Origin of the sequence: Ensifer canadensis (genome assembly GCF_017488845.2) — a bacterium.
GTDB lineage: Bacteria > Pseudomonadota > Alphaproteobacteria > Rhizobiales > Rhizobiaceae > Ensifer > Ensifer canadensis.
Window position 1 is genome coordinate 908,254 of record NZ_CP083371.1, and the last position, 22,449, is coordinate 930,702.

The 22,449-nt window shown below is 58.3% G+C and carries 25 protein-coding genes, 4 pseudogenes and 1 riboswitch; of the genes and pseudogenes, 18 read left to right on the forward strand and 11 right to left on the reverse strand.

Features of this window, described 5'->3' with window-relative positions; genetic code table 11:
* The first annotated feature begins 93 nt into the window (after positions 1–93).
* The gene (locus tag J3R84_RS23820; RefSeq protein ID WP_203529813.1) at positions 94–1,140 is read left to right on the forward strand and encodes a hypothetical protein; all 1,047 of its coding nucleotides are present in this window, start codon (positions 94–96) and stop codon (positions 1,138–1,140) included.
* Between the two features lie 72 nt (positions 1,141–1,212).
* Here the strand turns inward: J3R84_RS23820 and J3R84_RS23825 are convergent, their stop codons facing one another.
* Positions 1,213–1,929 carry a class I SAM-dependent methyltransferase gene (locus J3R84_RS23825; RefSeq protein WP_203529814.1) on the reverse strand — a complete coding sequence of 239 codons (717 nt, stop codon included), beginning with the start codon at positions 1,927–1,929 and terminating at the stop codon, positions 1,213–1,215.
* A gap of 116 nt (positions 1,930–2,045) precedes the next feature.
* Here J3R84_RS23825 and J3R84_RS23830 point away from each other — a divergent pair, with 116 nt between their 5' ends.
* The 14 genes and pseudogenes from J3R84_RS23830 to J3R84_RS23890 all read left to right on the forward strand — a co-directional run bounded on the left by J3R84_RS23830 (position 2,046) and on the right by J3R84_RS23890 (position 13,314).
* Positions 2,046–2,321 carry a glycoside hydrolase family protein gene (locus tag J3R84_RS23830; RefSeq protein ID WP_203529815.1) on the forward strand — a complete coding sequence of 92 codons (276 nt, stop codon included), beginning with the start codon at positions 2,046–2,048 and terminating at the stop codon, positions 2,319–2,321.
* A gap of 170 nt (positions 2,322–2,491) precedes the next feature.
* On the forward strand, positions 2,492–2,803 hold the full coding sequence (locus tag J3R84_RS23835; protein ID WP_203529816.1) for a hypothetical protein: 312 nt from the start codon (positions 2,492–2,494) through the stop codon (positions 2,801–2,803).
* Between the two features lie 253 nt (positions 2,804–3,056).
* On the forward strand, positions 3,057–3,896 hold the full coding sequence (locus J3R84_RS23840) for a class I SAM-dependent methyltransferase (protein WP_203529817.1): 840 nt from the start codon (positions 3,057–3,059) through the stop codon (positions 3,894–3,896).
* Positions 3,897–4,376: 480 nt separating this feature from the next.
* A pseudogene (locus tag J3R84_RS23845) lies at positions 4,377–4,605 on the forward strand (IS66 family transposase); the annotation flags it as partial.
* A gap of 566 nt (positions 4,606–5,171) precedes the next feature.
* A riboswitch (TPP riboswitch) is annotated at positions 5,172–5,273 on the forward strand.
* A gap of 141 nt (positions 5,274–5,414) precedes the next feature.
* On the forward strand, positions 5,415–6,158 hold the full coding sequence (locus J3R84_RS23850) for an ABC transporter permease (protein WP_203529818.1): 744 nt from the start codon (positions 5,415–5,417) through the stop codon (positions 6,156–6,158).
* 37 nt (positions 6,159–6,195) lie between these two features.
* The gene (locus tag J3R84_RS23855; protein WP_203529830.1) at positions 6,196–7,140 is read left to right on the forward strand and encodes an ABC transporter substrate-binding protein; all 945 of its coding nucleotides are present in this window, start codon (positions 6,196–6,198) and stop codon (positions 7,138–7,140) included.
* Positions 7,137–7,877 (forward strand): hydroxyethylthiazole kinase, encoded by a 741-nt coding sequence (locus J3R84_RS23860; RefSeq protein WP_203529819.1) that lies wholly within the window; start codon positions 7,137–7,139, stop codon positions 7,875–7,877. Before J3R84_RS23855 ends, J3R84_RS23860 begins: the two co-directional genes overlap by 4 nt.
* Complete coding sequence (gene thiE, locus J3R84_RS23865) at positions 7,864–8,526, forward strand: thiamine phosphate synthase (protein ID WP_203529820.1); 663 nt, start codon at positions 7,864–7,866, stop codon at positions 8,524–8,526. Before J3R84_RS23860 ends, thiE begins: the two co-directional genes overlap by 14 nt.
* Complete coding sequence (thiD, locus tag J3R84_RS23870; RefSeq protein WP_203529821.1) at positions 8,523–9,332, forward strand: bifunctional hydroxymethylpyrimidine kinase/phosphomethylpyrimidine kinase; 810 nt, start codon at positions 8,523–8,525, stop codon at positions 9,330–9,332. Before thiE ends, thiD begins: the two co-directional genes overlap by 4 nt.
* Positions 9,333–9,689: 357 nt before the next feature.
* The gene (locus J3R84_RS23875; RefSeq protein WP_203529822.1) at positions 9,690–10,256 is read left to right on the forward strand and encodes a hypothetical protein; all 567 of its coding nucleotides are present in this window, start codon (positions 9,690–9,692) and stop codon (positions 10,254–10,256) included.
* Positions 10,163–10,576, forward strand: coding sequence for a TRAP transporter large permease subunit (locus tag J3R84_RS38525; protein WP_203529823.1), 414 nt, complete (start codon positions 10,163–10,165; stop codon positions 10,574–10,576). The genes J3R84_RS23875 and J3R84_RS38525 overlap by 94 nt, the downstream gene beginning before the upstream one ends.
* A pseudogene (locus tag J3R84_RS23880) lies at positions 10,524–11,209 on the forward strand (TRAP transporter large permease subunit). The gene J3R84_RS38525 and the pseudogene J3R84_RS23880 overlap by 53 nt, the downstream one beginning before the upstream one ends.
* Positions 11,210–11,229: 20 nt before the next feature.
* Positions 11,230–12,231, forward strand: a complete 1,002-nt coding sequence (locus J3R84_RS23885) for a TRAP transporter substrate-binding protein (RefSeq protein WP_203529825.1) — start codon at positions 11,230–11,232, stop codon at positions 12,229–12,231.
* Positions 12,232–12,384: 153 nt separating this feature from the next.
* Positions 12,385–13,314 (forward strand): nucleotidyltransferase and HEPN domain-containing protein, encoded by a 930-nt coding sequence (locus J3R84_RS23890; RefSeq protein WP_203529826.1) that lies wholly within the window; start codon positions 12,385–12,387, stop codon positions 13,312–13,314.
* A 77-nt stretch (positions 13,315–13,391) separates the two neighbouring features.
* Here J3R84_RS23890 and J3R84_RS23895 read toward each other — a convergent pair.
* The 9 genes and pseudogenes from J3R84_RS23895 to J3R84_RS23930 all read right to left on the reverse strand — a co-directional run.
* Positions 13,392–13,612: pseudogene (locus J3R84_RS23895) on the reverse strand (transposase); the annotation flags it as partial.
* Between the two features lie 42 nt (positions 13,613–13,654).
* Positions 13,655–15,139, reverse strand: a complete 1,485-nt coding sequence (locus J3R84_RS23900; RefSeq protein ID WP_225968547.1) for an FAD-dependent oxidoreductase — start codon at positions 15,137–15,139, stop codon at positions 13,655–13,657.
* 94 nt (positions 15,140–15,233) lie between these two features.
* Positions 15,234–15,797 carry a UPF0149 family protein gene (locus J3R84_RS23905; RefSeq protein ID WP_207932853.1) on the reverse strand — a complete coding sequence of 188 codons (564 nt, stop codon included), beginning with the start codon at positions 15,795–15,797 and terminating at the stop codon, positions 15,234–15,236.
* Complete coding sequence (locus tag J3R84_RS39055; RefSeq protein WP_435526094.1) at positions 15,794–16,048, reverse strand: transposase domain-containing protein; 255 nt, start codon at positions 16,046–16,048, stop codon at positions 15,794–15,796. The genes J3R84_RS23905 and J3R84_RS39055 overlap by 4 nt, the downstream gene beginning before the upstream one ends.
* A pseudogene (locus J3R84_RS39060) lies at positions 16,046–16,557 on the reverse strand (IS66 family transposase); the annotation flags it as partial. The pseudogene J3R84_RS39060 and the gene J3R84_RS39055, both read right to left, overlap by 3 nt.
* Positions 16,505–17,362 carry an IS66 family transposase gene (gene tnpC / locus J3R84_RS39065; RefSeq protein ID WP_435526093.1) on the reverse strand — a complete coding sequence of 286 codons (858 nt, stop codon included), beginning with the start codon at positions 17,360–17,362 and terminating at the stop codon, positions 16,505–16,507. The gene tnpC and the pseudogene J3R84_RS39060, both read right to left, overlap by 53 nt.
* Positions 17,363–17,410: 48 nt before the next feature.
* Positions 17,411–17,767, reverse strand: a complete 357-nt coding sequence (gene tnpB / locus J3R84_RS23920) for an IS66 family insertion sequence element accessory protein TnpB (RefSeq protein WP_113563563.1) — start codon at positions 17,765–17,767, stop codon at positions 17,411–17,413.
* Positions 17,764–18,234: an IS66-like element accessory protein TnpA gene (gene tnpA, locus J3R84_RS23925; RefSeq protein ID WP_203530015.1), complete on the reverse strand. Its 471-nt coding sequence runs from the start codon at positions 18,232–18,234 to the stop codon at positions 17,764–17,766. The genes tnpB and tnpA overlap by 4 nt, the downstream gene beginning before the upstream one ends.
* A 298-nt stretch (positions 18,235–18,532) precedes the next feature.
* Positions 18,533–18,778 carry an RrF2 family transcriptional regulator gene (locus tag J3R84_RS23930; protein ID WP_203530016.1) on the reverse strand — a complete coding sequence of 82 codons (246 nt, stop codon included), beginning with the start codon at positions 18,776–18,778 and terminating at the stop codon, positions 18,533–18,535.
* A gap of 274 nt (positions 18,779–19,052) precedes the next feature.
* Here J3R84_RS23930 and J3R84_RS23935 point away from each other — a divergent pair, with 274 nt between their 5' ends.
* The 3 genes from J3R84_RS23935 (at position 19,053) to J3R84_RS23945 (ending at position 21,373) form a co-directional block, all read left to right on the forward strand.
* Positions 19,053–19,580 carry an SMI1/KNR4 family protein gene (locus J3R84_RS23935; RefSeq protein WP_203530017.1) on the forward strand — a complete coding sequence of 176 codons (528 nt, stop codon included), beginning with the start codon at positions 19,053–19,055 and terminating at the stop codon, positions 19,578–19,580.
* A 1,094-nt stretch (positions 19,581–20,674) separates the two neighbouring features.
* On the forward strand, positions 20,675–20,953 hold the full coding sequence (locus J3R84_RS23940) for a hypothetical protein (RefSeq protein ID WP_203530019.1): 279 nt from the start codon (positions 20,675–20,677) through the stop codon (positions 20,951–20,953).
* Between the two features lie 207 nt (positions 20,954–21,160).
* Positions 21,161–21,373 (forward strand): hypothetical protein, encoded by a 213-nt coding sequence (locus J3R84_RS23945; protein ID WP_225968541.1) that lies wholly within the window; start codon positions 21,161–21,163, stop codon positions 21,371–21,373.
* A 340-nt stretch (positions 21,374–21,713) separates the two neighbouring features.
* Here the strand turns inward: J3R84_RS23945 and J3R84_RS23950 are convergent, their stop codons facing one another.
* Positions 21,714–21,917 carry a hypothetical protein gene (locus J3R84_RS23950; RefSeq protein WP_057220565.1) on the reverse strand — a complete coding sequence of 68 codons (204 nt, stop codon included), beginning with the start codon at positions 21,915–21,917 and terminating at the stop codon, positions 21,714–21,716.
* Positions 21,918–22,449: the final 532 nt, after the last annotated feature.

A 22,449-nucleotide genomic window follows, 5' to 3' on the forward strand; every position in this document is an offset into this window, starting at 1 on the left:
TCGCGGACGAGTTTGATCTCGTCTTACCCACGCGATCGAATACGTGTCCCGCAGTCCTTGCCGTGGCAGTTCAATGGAAATCAGGACGATTAGATGACAGTTAGTCTCGATATATCTTTTGTCGGCGCATCGTGTACAGCTCAAAGGAGCAATCACACAACGCAGGAACTGACAGGGTATGTCGAATATTTTCGCCGTTTTTTGGCTCGCGAACTCGGCATCTCGGCGGTCTATCAGGACGCATACCCTGGCAACCGTTTCGCGGGCCCCGGTCCTGTAAAAATTTCAGATGTTGTCAGTCGCCGCGGTGGCGGCATCTGCGTTCTCGAACTGCTGATCGAGGACCACTCCCGGGGGCGTGCTTCCTCGAGTGAAGATTATCTGAGCGCTTGTAAATCCCTGATGGATGCAAACATTTTGCCGATATTTCTTAACCTTCCGAAAGGTGGGGTCCTTCCGTTGGAACAATGGCCTCAAGCTCGGATGATCGCGGAGATCAGCGCGGAGTGCAACATCCCTTCCATAAACATAGTGCCAGTCGACAGTGCCAAGGCGATTGAAAAGTCCATGTTTAATGGCCCCAATCACACTAATTTTAATGGCGCGAAGTACTATGCAGAAACTATTTCGCAATTTCTTATTTCTGTTCTCGGCGATCGCGATTTGCGTCTGCAAAACATTTCGATTCCGGAGCGGGTACAGTCAAAGATCGTCTCCCGAATTCCGGCCGAGACCCCTCGTGATTCCTTTCAAAAATTCAAGCTACAACTGAAACGCGGCCAAAACCAAAACGACACCTTTGGAACCTTGATCCATCTTCACAAGATCGGCCCGTTCTCGCCGGTCGTGTCCTTCAGGGCAAGCAATGCCGGTGGATTGTATTATGAGACCAGCATGTCGCTCTGGGACGAGTTTTGTCATTATGACAGGTATTCCTATCTTGATTTTAAGTTTCCATTGAAAGGCAGCGACATTTCTGTCGAGTACGAAGTGTCAGATATCTTACCCAAATACGAGACTTGCCGTAGGGAGCACGATTTTTCGGAGTTTTTCGACAAGTCGAAGCGCGTCATGCACGCTCAGGGAGACGCATTCATTTCGGCGTACGAACCGCTTCCGGGTTACTCTTCACTCCTTTAACGAAAACACTGGTCTCCGACATTTCTTTTTGCATGGAAACCGCGTTCTTTCCTCAATCAGATATGCAATACGCTATTTCGCAGTCATGTAGAACGTAGCGTAGTTGTTCTGAGTGCGGATCCCATCAACTGCCAGCGGTTTAAATCCACAGCTGGCAAGGATATCCCAGAAGGCATCGATCGCGTAGGAGTTAGCAACAATATGCCGCTCCGCGTACTCTTCAACAGACTTAATGCCGCTAAAGGTCGGGTTGCCGTTGTCGAATCGTATCTGGATGACGCCTGCCGCATCAGGCTTGCATGCCTTCCTGATGGTCTTCAGCACCTGTACGCCATAATCTTTGCTCGGGAAGTGTTGGAAGACAGCCGTGCTCAAGAACATGTCGATCGGCAGCAGCTTGTCCGCAATTTCTTCCGGGGGGCCTTCAAGGAGAACAGGCTTGAAAAGACCCGTATAGCCTTCCGCAGAAATCATGCGGCCGGCTTCTTGTAGATTCTTCGGCGAAATATCAACGCCCTGATATTGGCTGGCAACCTCGCGAAGCCCGAAGACGTTAGATCCGCCACCTTGGCCCCATTCAAGCACTGAAAGGTCTCGCATTGCTGACGGCGCGCGTTCTAGTATCCTCCAGAGAAACTTGAAGCGATCAAGTGTCAGCGCGCCTATTGATTGCCATGCTGCGTCATTCGCCCACCGTCCCACGCCGCGCCAGTGGGATTGGTCTTGCCGATAGGCTTCATCGTCCTTGTCGTTCCAAACTGCTTTTATCGTATCCAGCAGGTCAGTCATAAGCGCACCCCTCTAGATGATGAGGACACAATCAAGCCTATTGGCTGCAGAAAAGCAACCGCAGCGAACAGCGCTCGACGGGCGTATTTAGAATTACCCATCGAAAGGAAACCACCATGACACGACGCATCAACGCGGCGAGCCTTGCGCTTGTCAAACAGTGGGAAGGCCTGAAGAAGAAAGCCAATCGGGATGTTGGCGGGATCTGGACGTTCGGCTACGGCCACACCAGCGTCGCGGGCGCGCCCGTTGTAAAGCCGAACATGGTGATTACCGAGGCAAAGGCCGAAGAGATTCTCCGCGGCGATCTGACCAAGTTCAAGGAGCGGGTCGATGCTCGCTCTGACGCACTTTTCGTGACGGCCTGCGGCGGGTCGTCGGAATTGACCTAGTCGGCGCGCCAGGGGCGATGCCCGCGGATCAACCAAAGATAGATGGGACTGTTGTCGGCCACTGCACCGGGGGCGTCTGGACGAATGCGGAGTGCGTGCTTCACGGCGAAGCGCGTTGATTATCACGGCAGACCGACACGAGGGGCATGATGAGGCAGGAGAATGGACTAATGGAACTCCCAAGGCGTCCTCAAAATCTTGAATGGAACCTCAACACGATCAACCAACTGGTGACGCTGCTCGGCATTTGTGTGGGTGGCGTTGCTATCTGGGTCGAGAAGAGCCGGGATCTCGAAGAGTTGCAGAATTGGCGCGCGGGCCACGAGCTCCTGCATAATGAGCGCCTGGTCGAAGTGAAGGCCATCGAGGCGCGTAACGAGGAGCGTTTCCGCTCGCTCGAATCCGAAGTGCGTAAGTTCGAAAGCATCACCTATAGGGTGAAGATCATGGAGCAATCGAGCGGGTCGACCACGGCCGCTTAAGGACCTGCAACGATTCTTTTGCAGGATTTACGTGTCATGTTTATCGCTGGTATTTAAACGAGCTTGGATTTTCGGCCATGTGGCAGTTGTATTTGAAGTCTAACGAAGGTACGGGCGTGCCTTCGGGGAGGAGCTTCATTGGAGATATGTTCTACGTCACTTGTTTAACGTGAATCCCATTGTTCAATTCGTGTTGAGTATCGCAACGATTTGTGGCTATGTGATGTAAAGTATCCTTAGGAGGGGCAGTTCCGTGGTGAAGATTTGCTATCCGCCTGGCCATTTTTTTTCGCCAATAGTTGACCCGGAACAACTTCGGCGCGTTGTCCCAAAAACCAGGCCTATGCCGCCAAAATCATTGCCTGATGTGGCGATCGACGACGCGGCTATGACCAAGTTGTGGACTGATGTCCTCGCCCCTATCGCCAATACGGCGACCTTTTCAGACGAACCCGGTAAAGTTCACCGTTATCACTATAAAAACCCTTCGTACTGCGTTGGGGATGGCACTGTGCTTCGGGCGATGCTCCTTAGCATCAAGCCAAAACGCATGGTGGAGGTGGGGTGTGGGTGGTCCTCGGCGTGCACTATGGACACCATCGAAGAGGGTGAGCTAACAACTCAAATCACGTTCGTTGAGCCGTTCCCCAAGCTTCTCCGCGATGTTCTTCGCGAAAATGATATTGCCCGCGCGCGAATTATTGAAGCTGGCGTGCAAGATGCTCCGATGGAGATTTTCACAGAACTGGAGGCGGGCGACATATTGTTCATCGACTCCACTCACGTTGTTAAAACCGGTAGCGACGTTGCCTACGAGTTGGCAGAAATTCTGCCTCGTCTAAACCCTGGTGTGATCATCCATTTCCACGATATCTTCTATCCATTTGAGTACGGTTACAAATGGATCATGGAAGACAACCGCTCTTGGAATGAAATTTACTCCATACGCAGCTTCCTCGCGTTCAATAGCTGTTTCCATATAATGTTCTTCAATGACTACATGGCCCAACTGCACGGCGACCACATGTTGAAGACATTCCCGCCGTTCATACGAAATTCCGGCGGCGCGCTCTGGCTTAGGCGTCTGTACTGAGCCATTTTTGAGGCGGGCGCTCCAATAGTTCGCAGGCGTAAACGCACGTCGCGCAGTGGCTGAAGCGTCTCGGCGCAATTTGCGTTGTCGACCGGGCGGCCGAGGCGCGAGCACCCCAAGTCGAGCATGCGCCGACACTGGGGGATACAACTCTGAGATTCCGGGGGGCTTGGGGGGTGGTAGGTAGCCAGACGGTCCGGATTCCGCGTTAGGATGCCTCCACAATGCGCCAACGCTTATGCCTTTAACACGCGGGTCGCCGGGGCATTGTTGCGACAGCAAATGAGCGGCGGATCGGCCACAGTCAGGTCCAGCTCAATCATGCCCAGCTTCTAGCTCTGTGGACGGTATGGACTGGAAACGAGTTCGGTCTACGCCGATCAGGCCTCCTGAGATTGTTGGGTAAAACGGCCGCGGCGAAGTGAATCAGCGGCCTGAAGCTACGGGCGGATCTTGGCAAGATATGCTCTGATCAAGCCCATGACGCTGCCCGATATCGAACTCCCGGATGACGTAGAGGCTCTGAAAGCCATGGTCCTTGCCATGGCCGAAAAAGCAGCCCGCGTCGAGGCCTTGGAGAGACAAGATCGATGATCTCGAGGCCCGCAGCGCGGACGCCGATGAACGGATCGAGCGGCTGACGCAAATCCTGAAAGCCTTCGATCGAGCCCGATTTGGCCGGCGCTCGGAAAAGCTCGCATCATCTACCCGCGGCAGGGTCGCCTGCCAGAGAGTAAAGAGGTCTTTGACGATCGCTGCAGAGGTCTCTTGACGCGCTGCGATCTTCATCAATGCCAGCGAAAGTGCCGCCGGCCGCGCTTAAGCGCAAGAATGCCGTGTTCTGCAAGCCGTCACCGAGATCGCCTATGGCCGACAATGTCGACGTCTTCGAGCTCAAAAATGGGCCCCTGCGGGAGGGGCCGAGGGTTCGAAAGCGGCAGCGGGGTGTCTGCCTGATGTCACGTGGAATGTCCCGAAAAGCGTGTCTCTAAGAGGATTGCTCCTTCCTTTAGTTTTCATTTGAAATAACGCCCCAGTTTAGGCAGTTGGTACTAAAATTTGTCTTGGTGAATGGAGTTTACATTGCCGGTGAACGCGCTTTTTGGCAAGAATAAATCGCAATATGCTCAAGTGTTACTTTATGTGAACTAATTCGACTTTTGCCCTGTTGCGAATCAGGAGCACCTAACATTCACAGAAACGGCGATTCGACCGGTCGCACAGAGAGTTTTCGAGGGGGTGTTGACAGCCATTCCAAGATCTTCCATCTTTTCACGATATTCCGAGGGGTGCACATCTTGTGCTGAGATGGCGGTGAGCCGGACCCTTGAACCTGATCCGGGTCATGCCGGCGTAGGAACGGGAAAAGAGCCGATTTCGGCAAACTAATCGCGTCTTCGCTTTCACCTGGATCTCCGTGATATTTTGTCTGGAGATCGATCGATGCTGTCTTTTGCCAAGTTGCCGCCGAATGGCGGGTTTGCAATTCGTCCGGGTTGCTGCGTCGGCTGACCGGCGATGCGCCTGGCGTTCACATTTGTTCGCAGCCTTGTTGTGCTTGCTGCTCTCTGGCAGACGGCGGTGGGTGTGTTCGCGTTACCGCGCTATCTTTTACCAACGCCGATGGATGTACTGGCCGTCTTTGCGCGGCAGCCAGAATTTCTGCTCGAGCAGAGTCTCGTGACGATCGCCGAAATGCTGGCCGGGCTCGCGTTCGGCACGGCGTTCGGCGTTGCGACGGCAATCGGGCTGGCGGCTTTTCCGCGGTTTGGAAAGCTCGTCTGGCCTTTTGTGCTCGTCCTTCAGGCCTTTCCCGTTTTCGTCATCGCACCTTTGCTGGTGCTGTGGTTCGGCTTCGGCATGGTTTCGAAGATCGTGATGGCGGCGATCATCATTTTCTTTCCCGTTGTCTCTGCGTTTTCGGACGGTCTGCGCCGTACAGATACGCAGATCCTTGATGCCGTCGCGCTCACCAAGGCGAGCCACTGGCAGGCGCTGCGGCTTGTGCGATTGCCGTTGGCGTTGCCCGGCTTAGTGACTGGCCTCCGCGTTGCTGCCCCGTTGGCACCGCTCGGCGCCGTCGTTGGCGAGTGGGTCGGCGCCTCGGCCGGCCTCGGCTTCGTTATCGTCCAGGCAAATGCCCGCATGCAGACCGATGTCGTCTTCGCTGCGATGGCCATTCTTGCCGTGCTTGCCGTCGCCCTCAGGCTGCTCGTCGATGAGGCAACCCGTCCACTCGCGCACTGGGCGCGGGAAACCTGAATTTCTGAGATCAATTGGGAGAGTTCATAACATCATGATCCGTAAATCTCTGCTTTCCGCCAGCCTCGCACTCGGCGTGGTCTTTGCAGCTGGCTCAGCAACTGCCGCTGAAAAACTGACAGTGATGCTGGAGTGGTTTGTCAATCCCGACCATGCGCCGATCGTCGTCGCCAAGGAGCTCGGCCTGTTCGAAAAGGCGGGGCTCGATGTTGAGCTCGTGCCACCGGCAGACCCTTCAAGCGTGCCGCGTCTCGTCGCTGCGGGGCAGGCTGATATCGGCGTGCACTATCAGCCAAACCTGTACCTTGACCATGCTGCAGGCCTGCCTCTGGTTCGCATTGGCACCCTGGTCGAGACGCCGCTCAACACGGTCACTGTCCTTGACGACGGTCCGATCAGAAGCCTTGCCGACTTGAAGGGCAAGAAGATCGGCTTTTCCGTCTCCGGTTTCGAGGATGCAATGCTCGGCCGAATGCTTGCCTCGGCCGGTCTCAAGAAGGAGGACGTCGAACTCGTCAACGTCAACTTCGCCCTGTCTCCGTCCCTGATCGCCGGTAAGGTCGATGCAACGATCGGCGGCTTCCGGAATTTTGAACTGACGCAGATGCGGCTCGAGGGGCATGCGGGCCGTTCCTTCTTCCCAGAAGAGCATGGCGTGCCTGTTTATGACGAGCTCGTCTTCGTTTCCGACAAGGCAAAGGTTGCCGACAAGCGCTTGCGGCCCTTCCTGGTCGCGGTGGAGCAGGGTGCGATTTTCCTCACCAATCATCCGACTGAAGCCTGGAAGCTGTTCGTCAAGGCTTATCCGAACCTCGATGACGAACTCAACCGCAGTGCATTCACGGACACGCTGCCGCGATTCGCCAAAAGGCCGGCGGCGCTCGACCGTGGCCGCTACGAGCGGTTTGGCGCTTTTCTTGCCGAAAGCGGTTTGATCGGCAAGGCACCTGATGTCGACGATATCGCGGTGGAAATCCGATGACGGGTACATCGGACTTCGTCGAAAGTGTTGCCGCATCGCTGGCGCTTGTGCGGCAGCGCCGCCCCCGCGTGCATTGCCTGATGAACACGGTGGTGCAGAAGTTCGTAGCCGATGGACTGGCAGCTCTGGGTGCGATCCCCTCGATGACATCGGCCCTGGAAGAGGTCGAGGCTTTTGCCCAGCGAGCCGATGCGCTCGTCGTCAATCTCGGTACGCTTGATGAAGAGCGCCGGAGGGCGATCCGTTTGGCAGCGGCGGTTGCGCGCGATGCCGACAAGCCGTGGATCGTCGATCCCGTGCATTGCGACTATTCGCCTTCGCGGCTTGTCTTCGCCCGGGAACTCATCGCAGCTGGCCCTTCCGTTGTTCGCGGCAACGCAAGCGAGATGGATATCGTCGGTAACGCCAATGGCGCGCTGAGGATCAAGACCGGGGCAGTCGATGAACTCACACTGGATCTACATACGATCCGGGTTGAGAACGGCCACCCCCTCATGGCGCAGGTCACGGGTACCGGGTGCCTCTCCGGCGCCTTGATCGCAGCTTTCATGGCGGTCGAGCCGGATCGCCTGAAGGCCGCCACGGGTGCACTGCTGACGAGCGGCATCGCCGCCGAAATCGCTGGGGAGCGTTCGAGTGGGCCCGGTACCTTCGAAGCTCTCTTCCGTGATGCGCTCGCAGCGCTGCGCCCCGAAGATATCATTGTCAATGCCAGGATTTCCCATGCCGAAAGTTGATTATCGCCTCAATGCCCTCGTCGATGCCCGCCTTGGCGACAAGGCGAGTTTGGCTGATCTGGCACGCATCGCCGCGCTCAATGGTGCGACGCTGATCCAGTATCGCGACAAGACGAGCTCGACACGGGAAATGATCGAACAGGCGCGGGCGATCGCCGCTGCTCTTGCAGTCACCGGTGTGCCCTTCGTCGTCAATGACCGCATCGATGTGGCGTTCGCAGCCGGTGCTGATGGTGTTCATCTCGGCCGGGACGATATGGATGCGGCAACGGCGCGCTCGATCATGGGCGATACCGCGATTATCGGTCTGACGGTCAAGAACGAAGCGGACGCTGAGACGGCGATTGCCTCGCCGATCGACTATGCTTGCATCGGCGGGGTCTATGAGACGCTGTCGAAGCACAACCCCGATCCGCCTGTTGGCCTCGAAGGGTTCGCCACACTTCGTGCCACGTTTCTGGCGGCCAAGCCGGACCTGCCGGTCGGCGCCATTGCCGGCATCAGTGCGCAGCGCGCCGCGGAGGTCATTGCCGCCGGAGCCGATGGTGTTGCAGTCATCTCCACAATCTTCGCCGCTGTGGATCCAGCGGCGGCCACGCGCGAGTTGCGCGCTTGTGTCGAGAAGGCTCTGGCGGAGTCTTCGCGATGACCGCCATTGCTGTCACCATTGCGGGCTCGGATTCCGGTGGCGGGGCGGGCATCCAGGCAGACCTCAAGACCTTTTCGGCTCTCGGCGCCTATGGCGCGAGCGTTATCACCGCGATCACGGCGCAGAACACCAGGGGTGTCACGGTGGTCGAGGATATCTCGCCGGCAATTGTCGAAGCACAGATCGATGCGGTGTTTTCGGATCTCGCCATTGGCGCGGTAAAGATCGGCATGGTGTCCTGCGGCGAGACGATCGCGATCATAGCCGACGGACTCCGCCGATACGGCAAGATGGCCGTGCTCGATCCTGTGATGGTCGCCACATCTGGCGACGCGCTGCTACGCGCAGATGCAATTGCTGCGTTGAGCGACCAACTGCTGCCTCTGGCGCTGATCGCCACGCCCAACCTGCCGGAGGCGGCATTGCTGACCGGGCGCGCGATCGCGACGGACGAGGCCGAGATGGGCCGCCAGGCCGAGTTTATTCTGAAGGCCGGCGCGCGTTCGGTGCTAATCAAGGGCGGACACGGGCACGGCCCCGAGGCGACGGATATCTTTTTCGACGGAGGAGACCCCGTCCGATTGACGGCGTCGCGCATCGAAACGACGAATGATCACGGCACGGGATGCACGCTGTCGGCGGCGATCGCTGCCGGGCTTGCAGGCGGAATGTCACTCGCAGACGCCGTCATTGCCGCCAAGGATTATCTACACGGTGCCATCGTTGCCGCCGGCGATCTCAAAGTCGGGCAGGGACGGGGACCAGTCCACCACTTTCATCGCTGGTGGCAGCCCGATGTTCGCTAGCGCGGCGCAGGCGTTTTCGCTGCAACTGGAGCGAACGCCAGAGCTTGCCGGAGCGTTTCTGCTTGCGCTCCTGCTCGTCACCATCACGCTCACAGTTGTTCTCCGATATGCGGCGGCAAGTGGATTTACCGGGGCAGAGGAAGCGGCGAGCTGGTTGCTGGTGGCACTTGTCTCGATCGGGTTGCCGATTGCCTCGACCGCTAGGGGATTACGATCGATCTGTTTGACGGAGGACTGGCGTCTGGTCATGGCCACGACAATGCGCAAGTTTTACGCCGCTCGTCGCAGTTCGTTGGGAGTGGCAACGCCGAATCGTGGCTCTGGCCAAGGCACATCGCACTTCGGGATCTGCGTGCATTGTTCTCCGGCACCATCATTCTGCTTGCTTGTATCATCCTGATGTCGGGCAGCCGTAGAGCGGCGCTCAATCTTGGCGGCGTTTCGCCGTCGCTCGGCCTTTCCGAAGGGCTGCGTCCGGCGGTGCTGAGCGCCGGGGGCGTGCTGGCGATTGTTGCGGTTCTGCTCCACCACCTCGCAGAGCGCCGCTTTCTCGCATTCGTTTCGATGCTGGTGGTTGCCGCCGGAGCGCATTGGGCGGTCGGCGCCGCGCCGATCTTGAGCCTGGCATCGCCCAGCGTCATCCTTTGCTGTCTTGCACTTGCGGCAATTTTCGCGGGAACGCCGCTCCCTCATGCCTTTATCGCTGCGGCCTATGTCGCTGTCGCTTTCGGCGCGCCGATGCCGGAGGAGGCGATGGCGGCGGCCACTTTGTCCGGCATGTCGCGTTATCTGCTGACCTCTATTCCATTCTTTCTGCCCGCAGGCGCGCTTTGGACCGCGTCCGGGATTGCGAGCGACTGGTTCGGTTCGCCGCCGCCCTTGTCGGCCATCGTCGCGCCGGGCTCGGACAAACGGTGCTGCTGAGCGGCGTGCTTTTTTCCGGTGCCTCCGGATCGTCGATCGCCAAAGCGGCGTTCGGCACCGCCGCTTTCATGCCGCAGCTGACGGCGCGTGGCACGCCGCCTGAGCGCGCAGGGGCGCTGATCGCTGCCGTCTCGGTGCTCGACAACATCATCCCGCCATCGATCGCCTTTCTGATCCTTGCCGCTGCCGTGGATCTATCGACCGGCAAGCTGCTGGCCGGGGGGCTTTGTCGCAGGCCTGGTCACGGCGGCAACGCTTGCCGTTGCCATCCATTTCAACGGCGCGACGACTGCGAGCGCCGACAGGGTATACGCCGGTGAGTGCCGACGATTTGGCGTTCGAGCTCTGCCCGCCTTCGGTCTTGGTGTCATTGTCGTTGCCGGCATTCGCGCTGGTGTGGTGGCGCCAACCGAGGCTGCTGCACTTGCGGCCTCCTATTCCTTGGTCGCGGCCATCTTGAAGCGAACGACGATTCAAGAGATTGGAGCTGCCTTCCGGCAATCGGCGCGCGAACCGCAGCAATCTTGTTGTTGATCGGTTCGGCCGCGCCCTTCGCGTTCCTAATTGCCGTTGATGGCGTGGCCGCTCAGTTGTCGTCGGCAGCGGCTTGGATCGAATCCAACCCGTTTATGGTGATTGCCGCGCTCAATGTTTTACTGCTGGGCGTTGAACTGTTCCTCGATATCGGTGCGGCGATTCTGTTGCTTGCACCGCTCACCCTGCCGGTCGCCGTCTCGGCCGGTATCGACCCCATTCATTTCGGCGTCATCCTCGTCGTCAATCTGATGATCGGCGGTTTGACGCCACCCGTGGGCATCGTCGTGCAGACCGTCGGCAACGCTTCCGGTGTCCCCGTTGTGGAACTGTTTGCCGCATCGCGGCCCTATCTGCTCGCGCTGCTGTCGGCGCTGGCACTCCTCAGTTTTTCTGCGGCGCTGGTCGCCTGTTTTTGAACCCCAAGGGAGGGATGGATATGCTTCGCCTCAATCGCCGTGAGTTCAACCTGGGCCTGCTTGCCACCGGCGCTGCAGTGCTCGCCGCTCCGGCTTTGACCGGCCGGGCATTGGCCGCCCGCCCCGTGCTCATCGCGTCGCTGCTGGGTCAAAACAAGCCGGAGACCAAGGTTTGGCTCAAGATACGCGATTTCGTCGAAGCCAAGCTTCCGGGACGATTTGCCTTCAACATCGTGCCGAATGCAGCACTCGGCGGCGAGAAAGATGTCAACGAAGGTCTGCGGCTGGGTGCCATTCAGGGGAGCCTCTCCACCGTTTCGGCCCTGTCTGCCTGGGCGCCGGAGAGCCAGCTCTTCGATATGCCGTTTCTCTTCCGCGATGCCGACCATGTCCGCGCGACGGTCGCTTCCAAGCCCGGAGACGCGCTAAAGGCGAAGCTCGAAGGGGAGGGTTTCATTGTTGGAGATTATGTCAACTACGGTGCACGGCATCTGCTTGCCAAGGAACCGCTGACGCGTCCCGGCGACGTGGCGGGAAAGAGATTGCGCGTCATTCAGAGCCCGCTGCATGCGACGCTGTGGGAGAGTTTCGGCGCCGTCCCCGTCGGCCTGCCGATCACCGAGACCTACAACGCGCTCGCAACCGGTGTCGTTGACGCGATGGACCTGACGAAGTCGGCCTATGCCGGCTTCAGGCTCTACGAGGTCGTGCCAGATGTGATCGAGACCGGTCACATCTGGGCATCGGGCGCGATCATTTTTGCCAAACCCTTCTGGAACGGCCTGACGGCCGAAGAGCAGGACGTCTTCCGGGATGCAGCCATAGAAGGCGCACGGCATTTCAACACATTGATCGTCGCCGATGAGGCGGCCTCGGGCGAGGTAGCGAAAACGGCGGGTGCGCGCTTCCTAGCCGCCGAAGATCGCGAAGAATGGGTCGCGGGCGCACGAAAGGTTTGGGCTGCATACGCCGACAAGGTCGGCGGCATGGAGGCGATCGAGGCTGTGCGGGTAATGGGTTAGGGCGGCATCTGCTGGCAAAGCGCTAAAGCCGAAATCTTCTAGTCAGTTTCATAATATCGCTAGGGTTCTCATTGCCCTAGCTTCGGTCTACATTGCCGCGAATCATATGCCACAAGTTGACGAATGCAGGGCCCACAACATGGTCACGCGCCGATGAAGTCGAGTATTGCTCATCTCCCTGAGCGTAAGCAGCGTGAGCTCGCGCGCGTTGTCGAAGTGTTGCACGAGGAGTTCGAAGATGCGCTAAAGGACGGTACTGCCGACTTCAAAAAACGTGGTCGAATACTGAAGGTAATTCTGTTCGGCTCCTACGCACGCGGAAACTGGGTGGATGAGCCGCATACCACGAAAGGCTATCGCTCGGACTACGATATCCTGGTCGTTGTGAACAACAGCAAGCTGACTGACTTCGCGCGCTATTGGTCGAAGGCACAGGACCGCTTGCTGCGTCACTCCGGAATTGAAACACCCACTAGTTTGATTGTCCACTCGCGCCGTGAAGTGAATACCGCGCTTTATGATGGTCGCTATTTCTTTGTCGATATTCGGCGCGATGGCGTCGTACTGTATGAAATAGACGATGAGCCACTCGCGGAGCCAAAGCCCCTGACGCTGACCCAGGCTTATCGTGTGGGGAAAGAACACTTCGACAGCCGCTTCCCTTATGCGCGTGATTTTTCCAAGGGCGCACGATTCTACGCGAGTGCCGGCAATCTAAGCTTAGCTGCATTTGAACTGCACCAATCGATCGAACAAGCCTACGCCACGCTTCTTCTGGTACTGACAAACTACAGCCCAGCATCCCATAACCTGAATTTCCTACGTGGTCGCGCCGAAGAGCAGCATCGCGAGCTGGCGGTGATCTGGCCGCGCGATCAGCAGCGCTTCGCTGCGTGGTTTAACATTGTCAACGAAGCCTATGTAAAAGCGCGTTATTCCCGGCACTTTGAGATCAAAGAGGAAGCACTGTTATGGCTACTGAGCCGGACCGAGGCACTCATCGATCTCGTCGAAAATGCCTGCCGCATCCACCTTGAATCTCTCAAATCAGAAACTGGAAGCCCCAAAGAACCAAGCGAATAAAGCACGATACCAGGTGTCTGGCGGTATCTTGATCATGCATCAGTTTCTGTGATGGGCGCCAACGGATCCGGGTTGCACCATTGTGTGCTCGCGGCATGCGGCGTCTCCTGGGCGAAGGTGGTAGCGATGAAGCTAGAGATGACACGGCGGCCGGGCTTGCCGGCATGTGTCAGCACATTGCGCATGAAATGCATCCGGCCCTTTACCATGGCGCGCACAGAACCTTGGTGACGGCCGCCTTGAGCCCTTTCTGCGCATCGGAAAAGAGGAGCTTGACGCCGCGCTGAGCTGGTCTCGTCCAGGAAGAGAGGGCCGGATCTTAGATCATAATTCGTCCCGACTAGGCCTCGCCCTGCTCCATCGCCAGCTCTGCCTCGAGGCTCTCGGTGTCGCGGAAGATCGTGGCGACCGCCAGCACACGGCCTCCGCGCCTGAAGCGCAGGCGACAGTCCCTGGCGGGAATGTCGCCCTCGACCTCGATCTCGTCCCATCCCTCGGCATGGCCGACATAGTTGATCGGAACGTCGTAATGTTGGCTCCAAAAGAACGGCACATCGGTGAACTTCTTCCGGCGTCCGAGCATGTTGATTGCGGCGGCCGCACCTTGCCGCTGCGCCACCACCCAGTGCTCCACCCTGATGTTCTCGCCACTGTGGGGATCGGGCCACCGGGCGATATCGCCGGCCGCATATATGCCCGGCACGCTGGTCTCAAGATATGCATCGACCAAAACGCCCCGATCGGTGGCGATCCCGGCCGATTCGGCGAGAGCGACCCGCGGCCGCACGCCAATGCCGGCGACGACCATGTCTGCGGCCAGGATGCCGCCGCTGCTCAGCTGGATCTCCGTTGCACCGATGCTCGTCACGGTATCCCCAAGGTGGAACATGACGCCATTTTCCTCATGTAGGGCGCGGATGAAATCGCCGATCTGCGGCCATAATATCCGTTCCATCGGCCGTTCGTCGGGCGCCACCACATGCACCTGGAGGCCGCGGGTCCGAAGGGTGGCGGCAACTTCGAGGCCGATGAAGCTGGCGCCCAGGACGACGGCGCTGCCTGCAATGCCGGTTTGCGCGATGATCTTCCGACTATCGGCAAGCGAGCGCAGCGTGTGGACATGAGGCTGATCGGCTCCGGGGATGGCAAGGCGAACCGGTTCGGCGCCCGTTGCCAGCAACAGTCTGTCGAAGGCGACCCGAGCCCCATCGGCGAGCAAGATTTCGCTGGCGCGTACATCGATGCCGGCAACCCTGGTGCCGAGGCGCAAGTCGATGCCGTTCTTGGCATAGAAGCCCTCCTTGCGCAGCGGGATCCAGTCCTCCGGAGCCTTACCGGCGAGATAGTCCTTCGAAAGGTTAGGGCGGTCGACGGGCAGCGCCTCGTCATCGCTGATCATGACGATGGCGCCCTGAAATTGTTCGCGCCGCAGCCTCTCGGCGGCGGCAAAGCCGGCGGCGCCGCCACCGACGATGACGACCTTTTCGGGAGCCGCCCCGGCATCGCCTTCGCGTGGGACAGGCGTCTGCTTCTTGCGCTTCTCGCCAACGATTACTTTGTCGCCGCGCTGTTCAACCGACCAGCATGCGAGCGGCGATAACGCCGGAGCACGCAGGGCCTCTCCGGTGCGCAGGTCAAAGCAAGCGTGATGCCAGGGGCAGCGGACGGTGTCGTCGGCGACGAGGCCATCGGCCAGCGGCCCACCGTAATGCGAGCAGTTGGCGGCTATCGCGAATATCTCGGATCCGCGGCGCAAAAGAAGGACCGGCTCACCATCGCGATGACCGACCAGCTTGCCGCCATCGGGAAGATCGGTGAGCGCAATGCCGAGGGCGAGGTCGGGTCTGGTCGGGTCTGAAGTGAGCGCAACGAATGGCCCACGGCTTTTGTGATTGACGGAATAGGTTTCTGGCGCTCGGTCAGAACTTCTGCTTTGCCCGCTTCGGCATAAAGTAGGTTCGGATACTGACGAGTGCCCCGGCGACGTCAGCAGCATCTTGGCTTGTCGCTTTCCGTTTTGCCTCGCCCAGCTTGCGGATGGGTGCGATGATATCCCCGGTGACGGCATGACCTCGAAGGACGGGCCTCCAAAGCTTAGGCGCGTATCCTCTTCCCAGCAGAAAGCAGAGGTCCCAATCGAAGATATCAAAGGTCTGATCATCGATCCTGGTGAACCTGGGCCGGTGGTCTTTCGGTGTTTCGGAAAGGCTTGCCGAGATGCGGTTATACTCTGCAACGATCGTCTGCACGGCTTGATGTTCGGTTGTTTCCATCGGCAGGTTCAGGGCATCCGGACCGGTCAACTCCGGGATCCATTGGCGTGGGTCGATGAACTTGGGACCGATGATGAGCGCCGCAAGGTAGCCATCGAGACCGCTCATGGACCAAACTGGCGATGCCGGACGACGTCCCCTGATAAAAGCTTCGAACGCCTCGTCGCCGAGCTTTGGTCGTTCGGTCGTCTGCTGACTGTTCTGTGTCATGCCGCCCGTCGCTCCTGGTGTGTCATCGCTTCACGCTCAGCCTTCCAGGTCCAAGGCAGGAGACTTTCCATCTCGTTGGCTGTCACTTTGCAGGAGATGATCCGCTCCAGCACATCGGCAAGCCAGACCTCGGGATCCACGCCATTCAATTTACAGCTGTTGACGAGGGATGCGATGACCGCGAAGGTCTTGCCGCCGCCGGGACTGCCTACGAACAGCGAGTTCTTTCTCGTCAGAGCCACCGACTTCATCGAACGCTCGACTACATTGGAGTCTACCTCGACGCGGCCATCATCGAGGAAGGCAGTCAGCCCGCCCCAGTGGTTGAGTGTGTAGGAGACCGCCTTGCCAAGCGCCGACTTCGCCGACACCTCGTTGCTCAATTCCGTGAGCTTGGCCTTCAGCACTTTCATGACGGGAGCGTATCGCGACGCCTGACGATAAGCCGGGTATCGGCATTTTCCCCGCGCAAGTCCGCTTCGATGCGATAGATTTCGGCGATCCTGGCGAGGATCGACAAAGCCTCCGAAGAGCCGGTCAGTTTGACGACATCGACGAACTTGCGTCGTGCATGGGCAGACAGAAGGCCAGTCGCATGGGCGACATTGCTCTTTCCACGACGCTTGACCATGGTTTTATAGGCTTGGTACCCGTCTACCTGAAGCACGCCGGCAAACGACGACAGTTGCCCCTCGACCTCGCGAGCGCTACGGCTTTCGGCAAAAGTGTAGGCCACCGCCGGCGCGCCGGACCATTCCATGGGCGATCGTCGACGCTTGCGCCCATAACTGGCAGACCTTGGTTCGTTTGCGCCCCGGATCGAGCCGCGGAAGCGGCGTCTCATCACAGAACACCCTCGGCTGCGAGCGGATGAAGGCGGTGAGCGCATCGTAGAGAAGCTCGAGCCACCAGGCGACCCGCGTGACCCAGGCGCCGAGCGTGCCTCGATCAATGGTCACGCCGCAGGAGGCCATCATCTGCGCCTGGCGATGGAGCGGGAGATGCCAGGCGAACTTCGAAACCGCGATATGAGCTGCGAATGCCGTGGTCACCATGCCGCCATCCATCACGCGTGCTGGTGCGGGCGCTTGGACAATGGCATTCTCGCATGCCCGGCAGGCATAGCGTGGCCGGGTCGTCCGTTTCACCCGGACAACGGCAGGCACGATGTCGAGCGCCTCGCTGACATCCGTGCCGATGCAATGAAGCTCGAACGAGCAGCACGGGCAGACCTTGCTCTCCGGCTCGATGACCTCGTCATAACGCGGAAGGTGCTTGGGCAAGTGGCCGATGTTGCGAGCTGGCGATCGCCGTGCTTGCGTTTTGTATTCACCGACCGGCGCGACATCGTCATTGGCAGCAACGGGAATGTCGCTCAGATCGCCAAGGTCAAGGATCGCCTGCGTCGGATCGATGGTCGTCATCTTCTCCGATTTCGTCCCAAAAAGCTGGCCCTCAAGGAAGGCCACGCGCGCCTTAAGGTCGGCATTCTCTTCGTTGAGCGAGAGAATGATCCGGGTCAATCGCGCAGCGTCCTGGGGCAAGGGATTGTGTCGAAGCGGCATGACGGATCCTACCACGAAGGCCGGAATCATCAAGCAAAACCAATAGGATCAACCTGCTTTCAAGGGGCGTTTTACCGGGTTCTGCTTCACCCTTGTCCAGTCAATGCCGGCCAGCAGAAGCGAGAACTCTTCGCGCGTCATCTGCATGGCGCCACCGCGGATCGGCGGCCAAACAAACTTGCCCGCCTCAAGCCACTTCGTCGCCAGGATCATGCCGGATCCATCCCAATAAATGCAGCGAAGTCGATCGAGACGCTTGGCGCGGAACACGAACACGTCGCCGCAATACGGATCAGCCGCAAGCGCCGATGCCACCAATGCCACCAGGCCATTCATGCCGCGCCGGAAGTCGACAGGCTGCGTCGCAACCATGATCTTCACTCCACCAGGGGAAAGTCCGATCACCGGCGACCCCGCAACGCCGCCACGATCGCTTGCGCCAACTCGGGCGCCACCGTACCGATCACGGTCATGCGCGCGCCAGCAATCTCGATCTCAATCCGACCTGCGGCGAAGTGGGCGGCATCCGATTGAGAGCCCTGGTGGGCCGCTTGATCGCCGACCACCGTTACCGGCACGAACATCGCCTGCTGCGCGCAGACCTTGGCCGAGGGACGAGTGGTCAGCCCAGCCTCCCGACGCCAAACATTCAACAAGCCGCGATTGACGCCCCAGCGCCGAGCAACGGCCGAGATGTTCACATCAGGTTCCGCGCTTTCCGCAAGGATGCGCGCCTTCTCCTCGTCAGTCCAATTCCGCCGCTGGCGACGACCGGTGATCACCTCGATCCGACGGTATTTTCCCTCATGCCTGGCTTCATGCATGTCTTCATCCATGACTTCAAGCATGGCATCAGCGCGATCTCCAACCATCCTGTTCCGCTCCTATCGGTGAAGGAGCTTATCTCGCGGCCTCGATCACAAAAGGAAAGGTGGGCTGTTCGTAGCGCTCACGGTCTGAATGGTTAGCGGCCATCTTCTCCTCCGTCGAAGGGCAGCTGCCGGTATCGTCCACTGCGACGCTGGGCTTACCTACCCAACAGGCAACCCCTCCGGGATTGTCCGCCATTCCGGCTCCCAGGCAAGTGAATTTGACCTGCAGTTGCGTGCAATTTTTGCGATAATGCCTAATCGGAGAAAAGCGTAATCGTTCCCGCGCCGGGGGCAGTCGCTAAGCCCGGGACGTATCACCCAGGAAATCCTGGCGCGTCAGTGCAATGTCGGCAAGCGTGTAACGATCGAGCGTGTTCTGGAACGACGACAGCGCGTCGCTCAGCATGTCGGAAAGCTTGCAGCAACGCGTGATCGTGCACTGGTTGCCGGTGGCAAAGCATTCGACCCGGGCGAAGTCCGGCTCGGTCAGCTGGATCACGTCACCAATGCGGATGTCTTCCGGACGACGCCCGAGCGTCAGCACATCCTATAGCCTGAACTGCAAAGTGCCGCTAACAGCCCATAGACTGATACAATCCGTGTGAAATCAGCCTATGGCCTGAAAGACCGTTATGACACGTGTAAGAGGCAGAAGTGGAATGGGATGGAGGGAGGAGGCGCATCTGCCGTCTTCAGGGTCCTGCGGTGCCAGCCGATCATGGAAGGGCTCTTTGCGTTGGTCTTCAAAAGTTTTCCGAGGGCTTGGTCACGCATCACGACGACGGCAACATTGTCTATGGCACAATGGGTAAGGGATCTTGTCCAAGCAAGGTGTCGGCCATCACGTGATTGTCTGGCGCCGAGGCTGCAAAGTGCGGCTGGTTGAAAACCCTATGATGAGTGAAATCACGCAGTTGCTCGACTTAGATCGCGCAAATGAATTGTCGTCGCTGCAGCCGGTGTCTGAAATCGTCGCTGTGAGGATCGCAACGCGCCACCCCAGCATTTCCAAACAATACTTTGAGTTCATTCGTGCGGTTGGGGTGGGCTCAACTACGCGAGATTTCTATATCTACGAGCCCGAGCCCGCGTCCTCCGTCGAACAGCATCCCTCCTTTCAGCTTTACCAGTCTGCCTCCTACCGTGCACTGTCAGGCCCACGTCCCGAAGGGCATCCTATCCCCGCCGATGCGGTCGCTATTGCGGACAGCGGTGCCTCTTGGAGGTACTGCCTTTGCCCCTCTCTCGGCGAGGGGGTCTATTGTCTCGACATGGCTGGTCCCACATTCGAGCCGGAGGCTGACGACTTTTTATCTTTTGTGGCAAACACCGTGTGTGTGAACTAAGTCCAAACCCTTCTCAGGGTATTGCAAGCTGCAGCAAATCGATAGCGGTGGCACGGCCGCTTCGGTCCATCAGCCTCATCGGTGGCACTTGCTACGCAAGACCGAAGCGGGCGACGGCAACCGTCCCGATGAACCTTCCACATCGGCAACTCGCAGATCGGCGTCTTCTTCCTTCGATAGCCCAAGGTGCAGGTTGGAGGGGAGGCATTCTTATACCGCATACCCGAGAGCTTTAGTTCTACTTTTGTTGGCCGCTTTTGCTCTTGATAATCAGCAGAAGCAGCGCGAATACGACAGCCGCGACCGGCCAGAAATCGGTGCTTTGGTCCCAACTCCAAAGCCAAAACTTATAGGCGTCCAAATGTGGCGGTGGCATGTGGACACTCATTTCAAAGTCGCGTTTCTCACGACCGTGAAAGTGCCCTGCAGCAAACGCCAAGCCGATGATCGCAGCATCTCTTCGTTTGAAAACGCAGACCCCAGCACTGTAACCACCGTGGCGATGCAAACGGCTTCGACGATATGTCCCAGCCAGTCGTAGTTGTTGTGGATGTACTGCCAACTAAATTCCATGCCGCGTCAAAGCACATTGAAAGGCAAAATTCTAGTGGAGACCGCCGCCAGCTGTTGTTGCAAATTCAGAGGATTCAAACGCCTGGCGTTGAGAGAGAAATTAGCAACAGAGCGCCAGCGACAACCGCTAAAGCACCGACCGTCGTGAAGACAATCAGCAGCAATTCTCTATCGTACTTGGGCATATATCGCTTCGTTCACTGCGCGTGGGATGTTGCTGCAGCCCCTAGTACAAAAAACATGATTGAACAATCACCAATCTTACGTCCACCAAGATGCTCTGGTGGCAGACATCACTCAGTCTGCGGGCTGATTGTTTCCCCTCAACCTGTAGCCTGAAAGAAGCTGAAGAGGAAGATGGTTACTGATGACCATTGCATTCTTCTACGGCATAAAACAACACAAGGATTTGTCGCGCTGGCATTTAGGCGGCGTGGACGACTTAGTCTGTCAGTGCACATTGGCCGCGACCAGCGAACCTGTTAATCGTGTTCCACATGACCTGCTCACGTTGCGAAGAAATGGACGAGCATGTGCGCATCAGGACACCACGCGAGTTGTTCCGAACCATTGGCGTGATACGGAAGGCTGTATCGGATGGTGATGTAGAAGAGATTGATCCCGGGCCGATGAAAATCACTTTGGCATTCAACGAAATTTCTGAGGCCGGCCCGCTCGAAGATCTCCTGCTCTACAGGTTTCGATGCTCAGAATGCGGACAGAACTTCGAATTGGTAGCTGAAACATATCATGGAAGCGGCGGGTCGTGGAGCAAAGCGGTGCCACTGAAAACAGCATGATTGACGTCGCACGAAAGAGTTGATTCACGCCTGCCCTTTGAAAGTAGCTTTGAGCCGAGGGGATCTGAGCGAAGCGGAACGGCGTCTTTGAAAAGCTTGCTGCCAATTGAGGCGGCGATGGGAGGGCGAGGTCGGCGGCCCGAGAAGAACCTTTCAATTGTCAACGGGATACTCTAACGGCTTCGCTGCGGGGCTCCTTGGCGCGATGTGCCACCGACGTGTGACAACTGGAACACAATCCATCGCCGGTTCCGGCCATATAGCGAAGCCGGGGTATGGGAGACCGTGGCGGTGACGCTGGCCGAGATCTTGGTGGACTGTAATCACTACAGCATCGACAGCACCACGGTTCGCGCCCACGTCTCGGCGCGCGGAAAGGGAGGACTCATCAACGAGCCCTTGGCCCCCGATACCGGCTGAAATTTCCCCAAAATTGCGGAAGTAAAATTCCCCAAATATGCCGACGTGGGCGCCATGGAGAATTGGGTTTTTTCGGTGGTGGACCGCGTGGACGTGGCGGCGGGGCTGCCGATTGCAAGCCTTATGATGCTTTGATCTTTGATCGACCTGCCCGAGCGCGCCAAGGGCTTGATTGCGGAGAAGGCTACGATGCCGACGCGATTCGCTCGGACCTTGCAGGCCGGGACATCTGGGCCGTCGTTTCAGGGCGCTCAAACCTCCGTGTGAGGGTGGAGCATGATCGAGCCCTCTACTCCCTTCCCGAGCAAGAGAAAATGAGGATCATGCGGTTGTCAGTTGCCTAAAACTTCCTGAACCGTTCCAAGCGGTTGTCGGCGATGTATTTTTCATGTGCGGTTAGCTTAACCATTAGCTTGTCGGCATCTCTGGTGCGGCCATTGGCAATTGCGTCCTGGATCTGCTTAGCGATGCTGTCCCTTTGAGCCAAATAGTTCCTCGCAAACAGTACTACCGTCGATGTATGTGACCTATCGGTGTCGCTCACGCTTACGTTTCTCCGGTTCTTGATTCCTCTGCATCCCCAATCCCAATTGCGTCAAACATGGTTGAAACTGTGACCAAAGCGACGCTTGCTTATCAAGATCGATAGTACCCCGGCGTCATCTGCAGCAACGAACCTCGATAAGCCGTCAAGCCGACTGGTGCCTCCGCTCACACTGGACGGGCCGTCGGGAAGTCTTGAGACCGAGGCGGCTAGCTTTTGGGGCGGTGTTGAAATGAGGTTGGCTGCGATGCCCACAAGGCCTTGCTGCCGGTCGAGAGCCTCGGACGTTTCTTCAACCTGCAGGATAATCACATTCGCGCTTTCCGGCTAGAAGTCGAAAGGCTGACGGTGGAATCAGCGAGATCGTTGCCTGGGCTGAACGGATTCGGGGCAATCCCGGCCCTTGGACGACAACACGCCGCAAGCAAGTGCCATGGCGACGCTCAACTGGGAGCATGCGCGGACTGTTCCACGACCGGCTGGTTACGCACCACACCAGGCATCTGGACACGCTTTCGCTGAATTTCGAAGA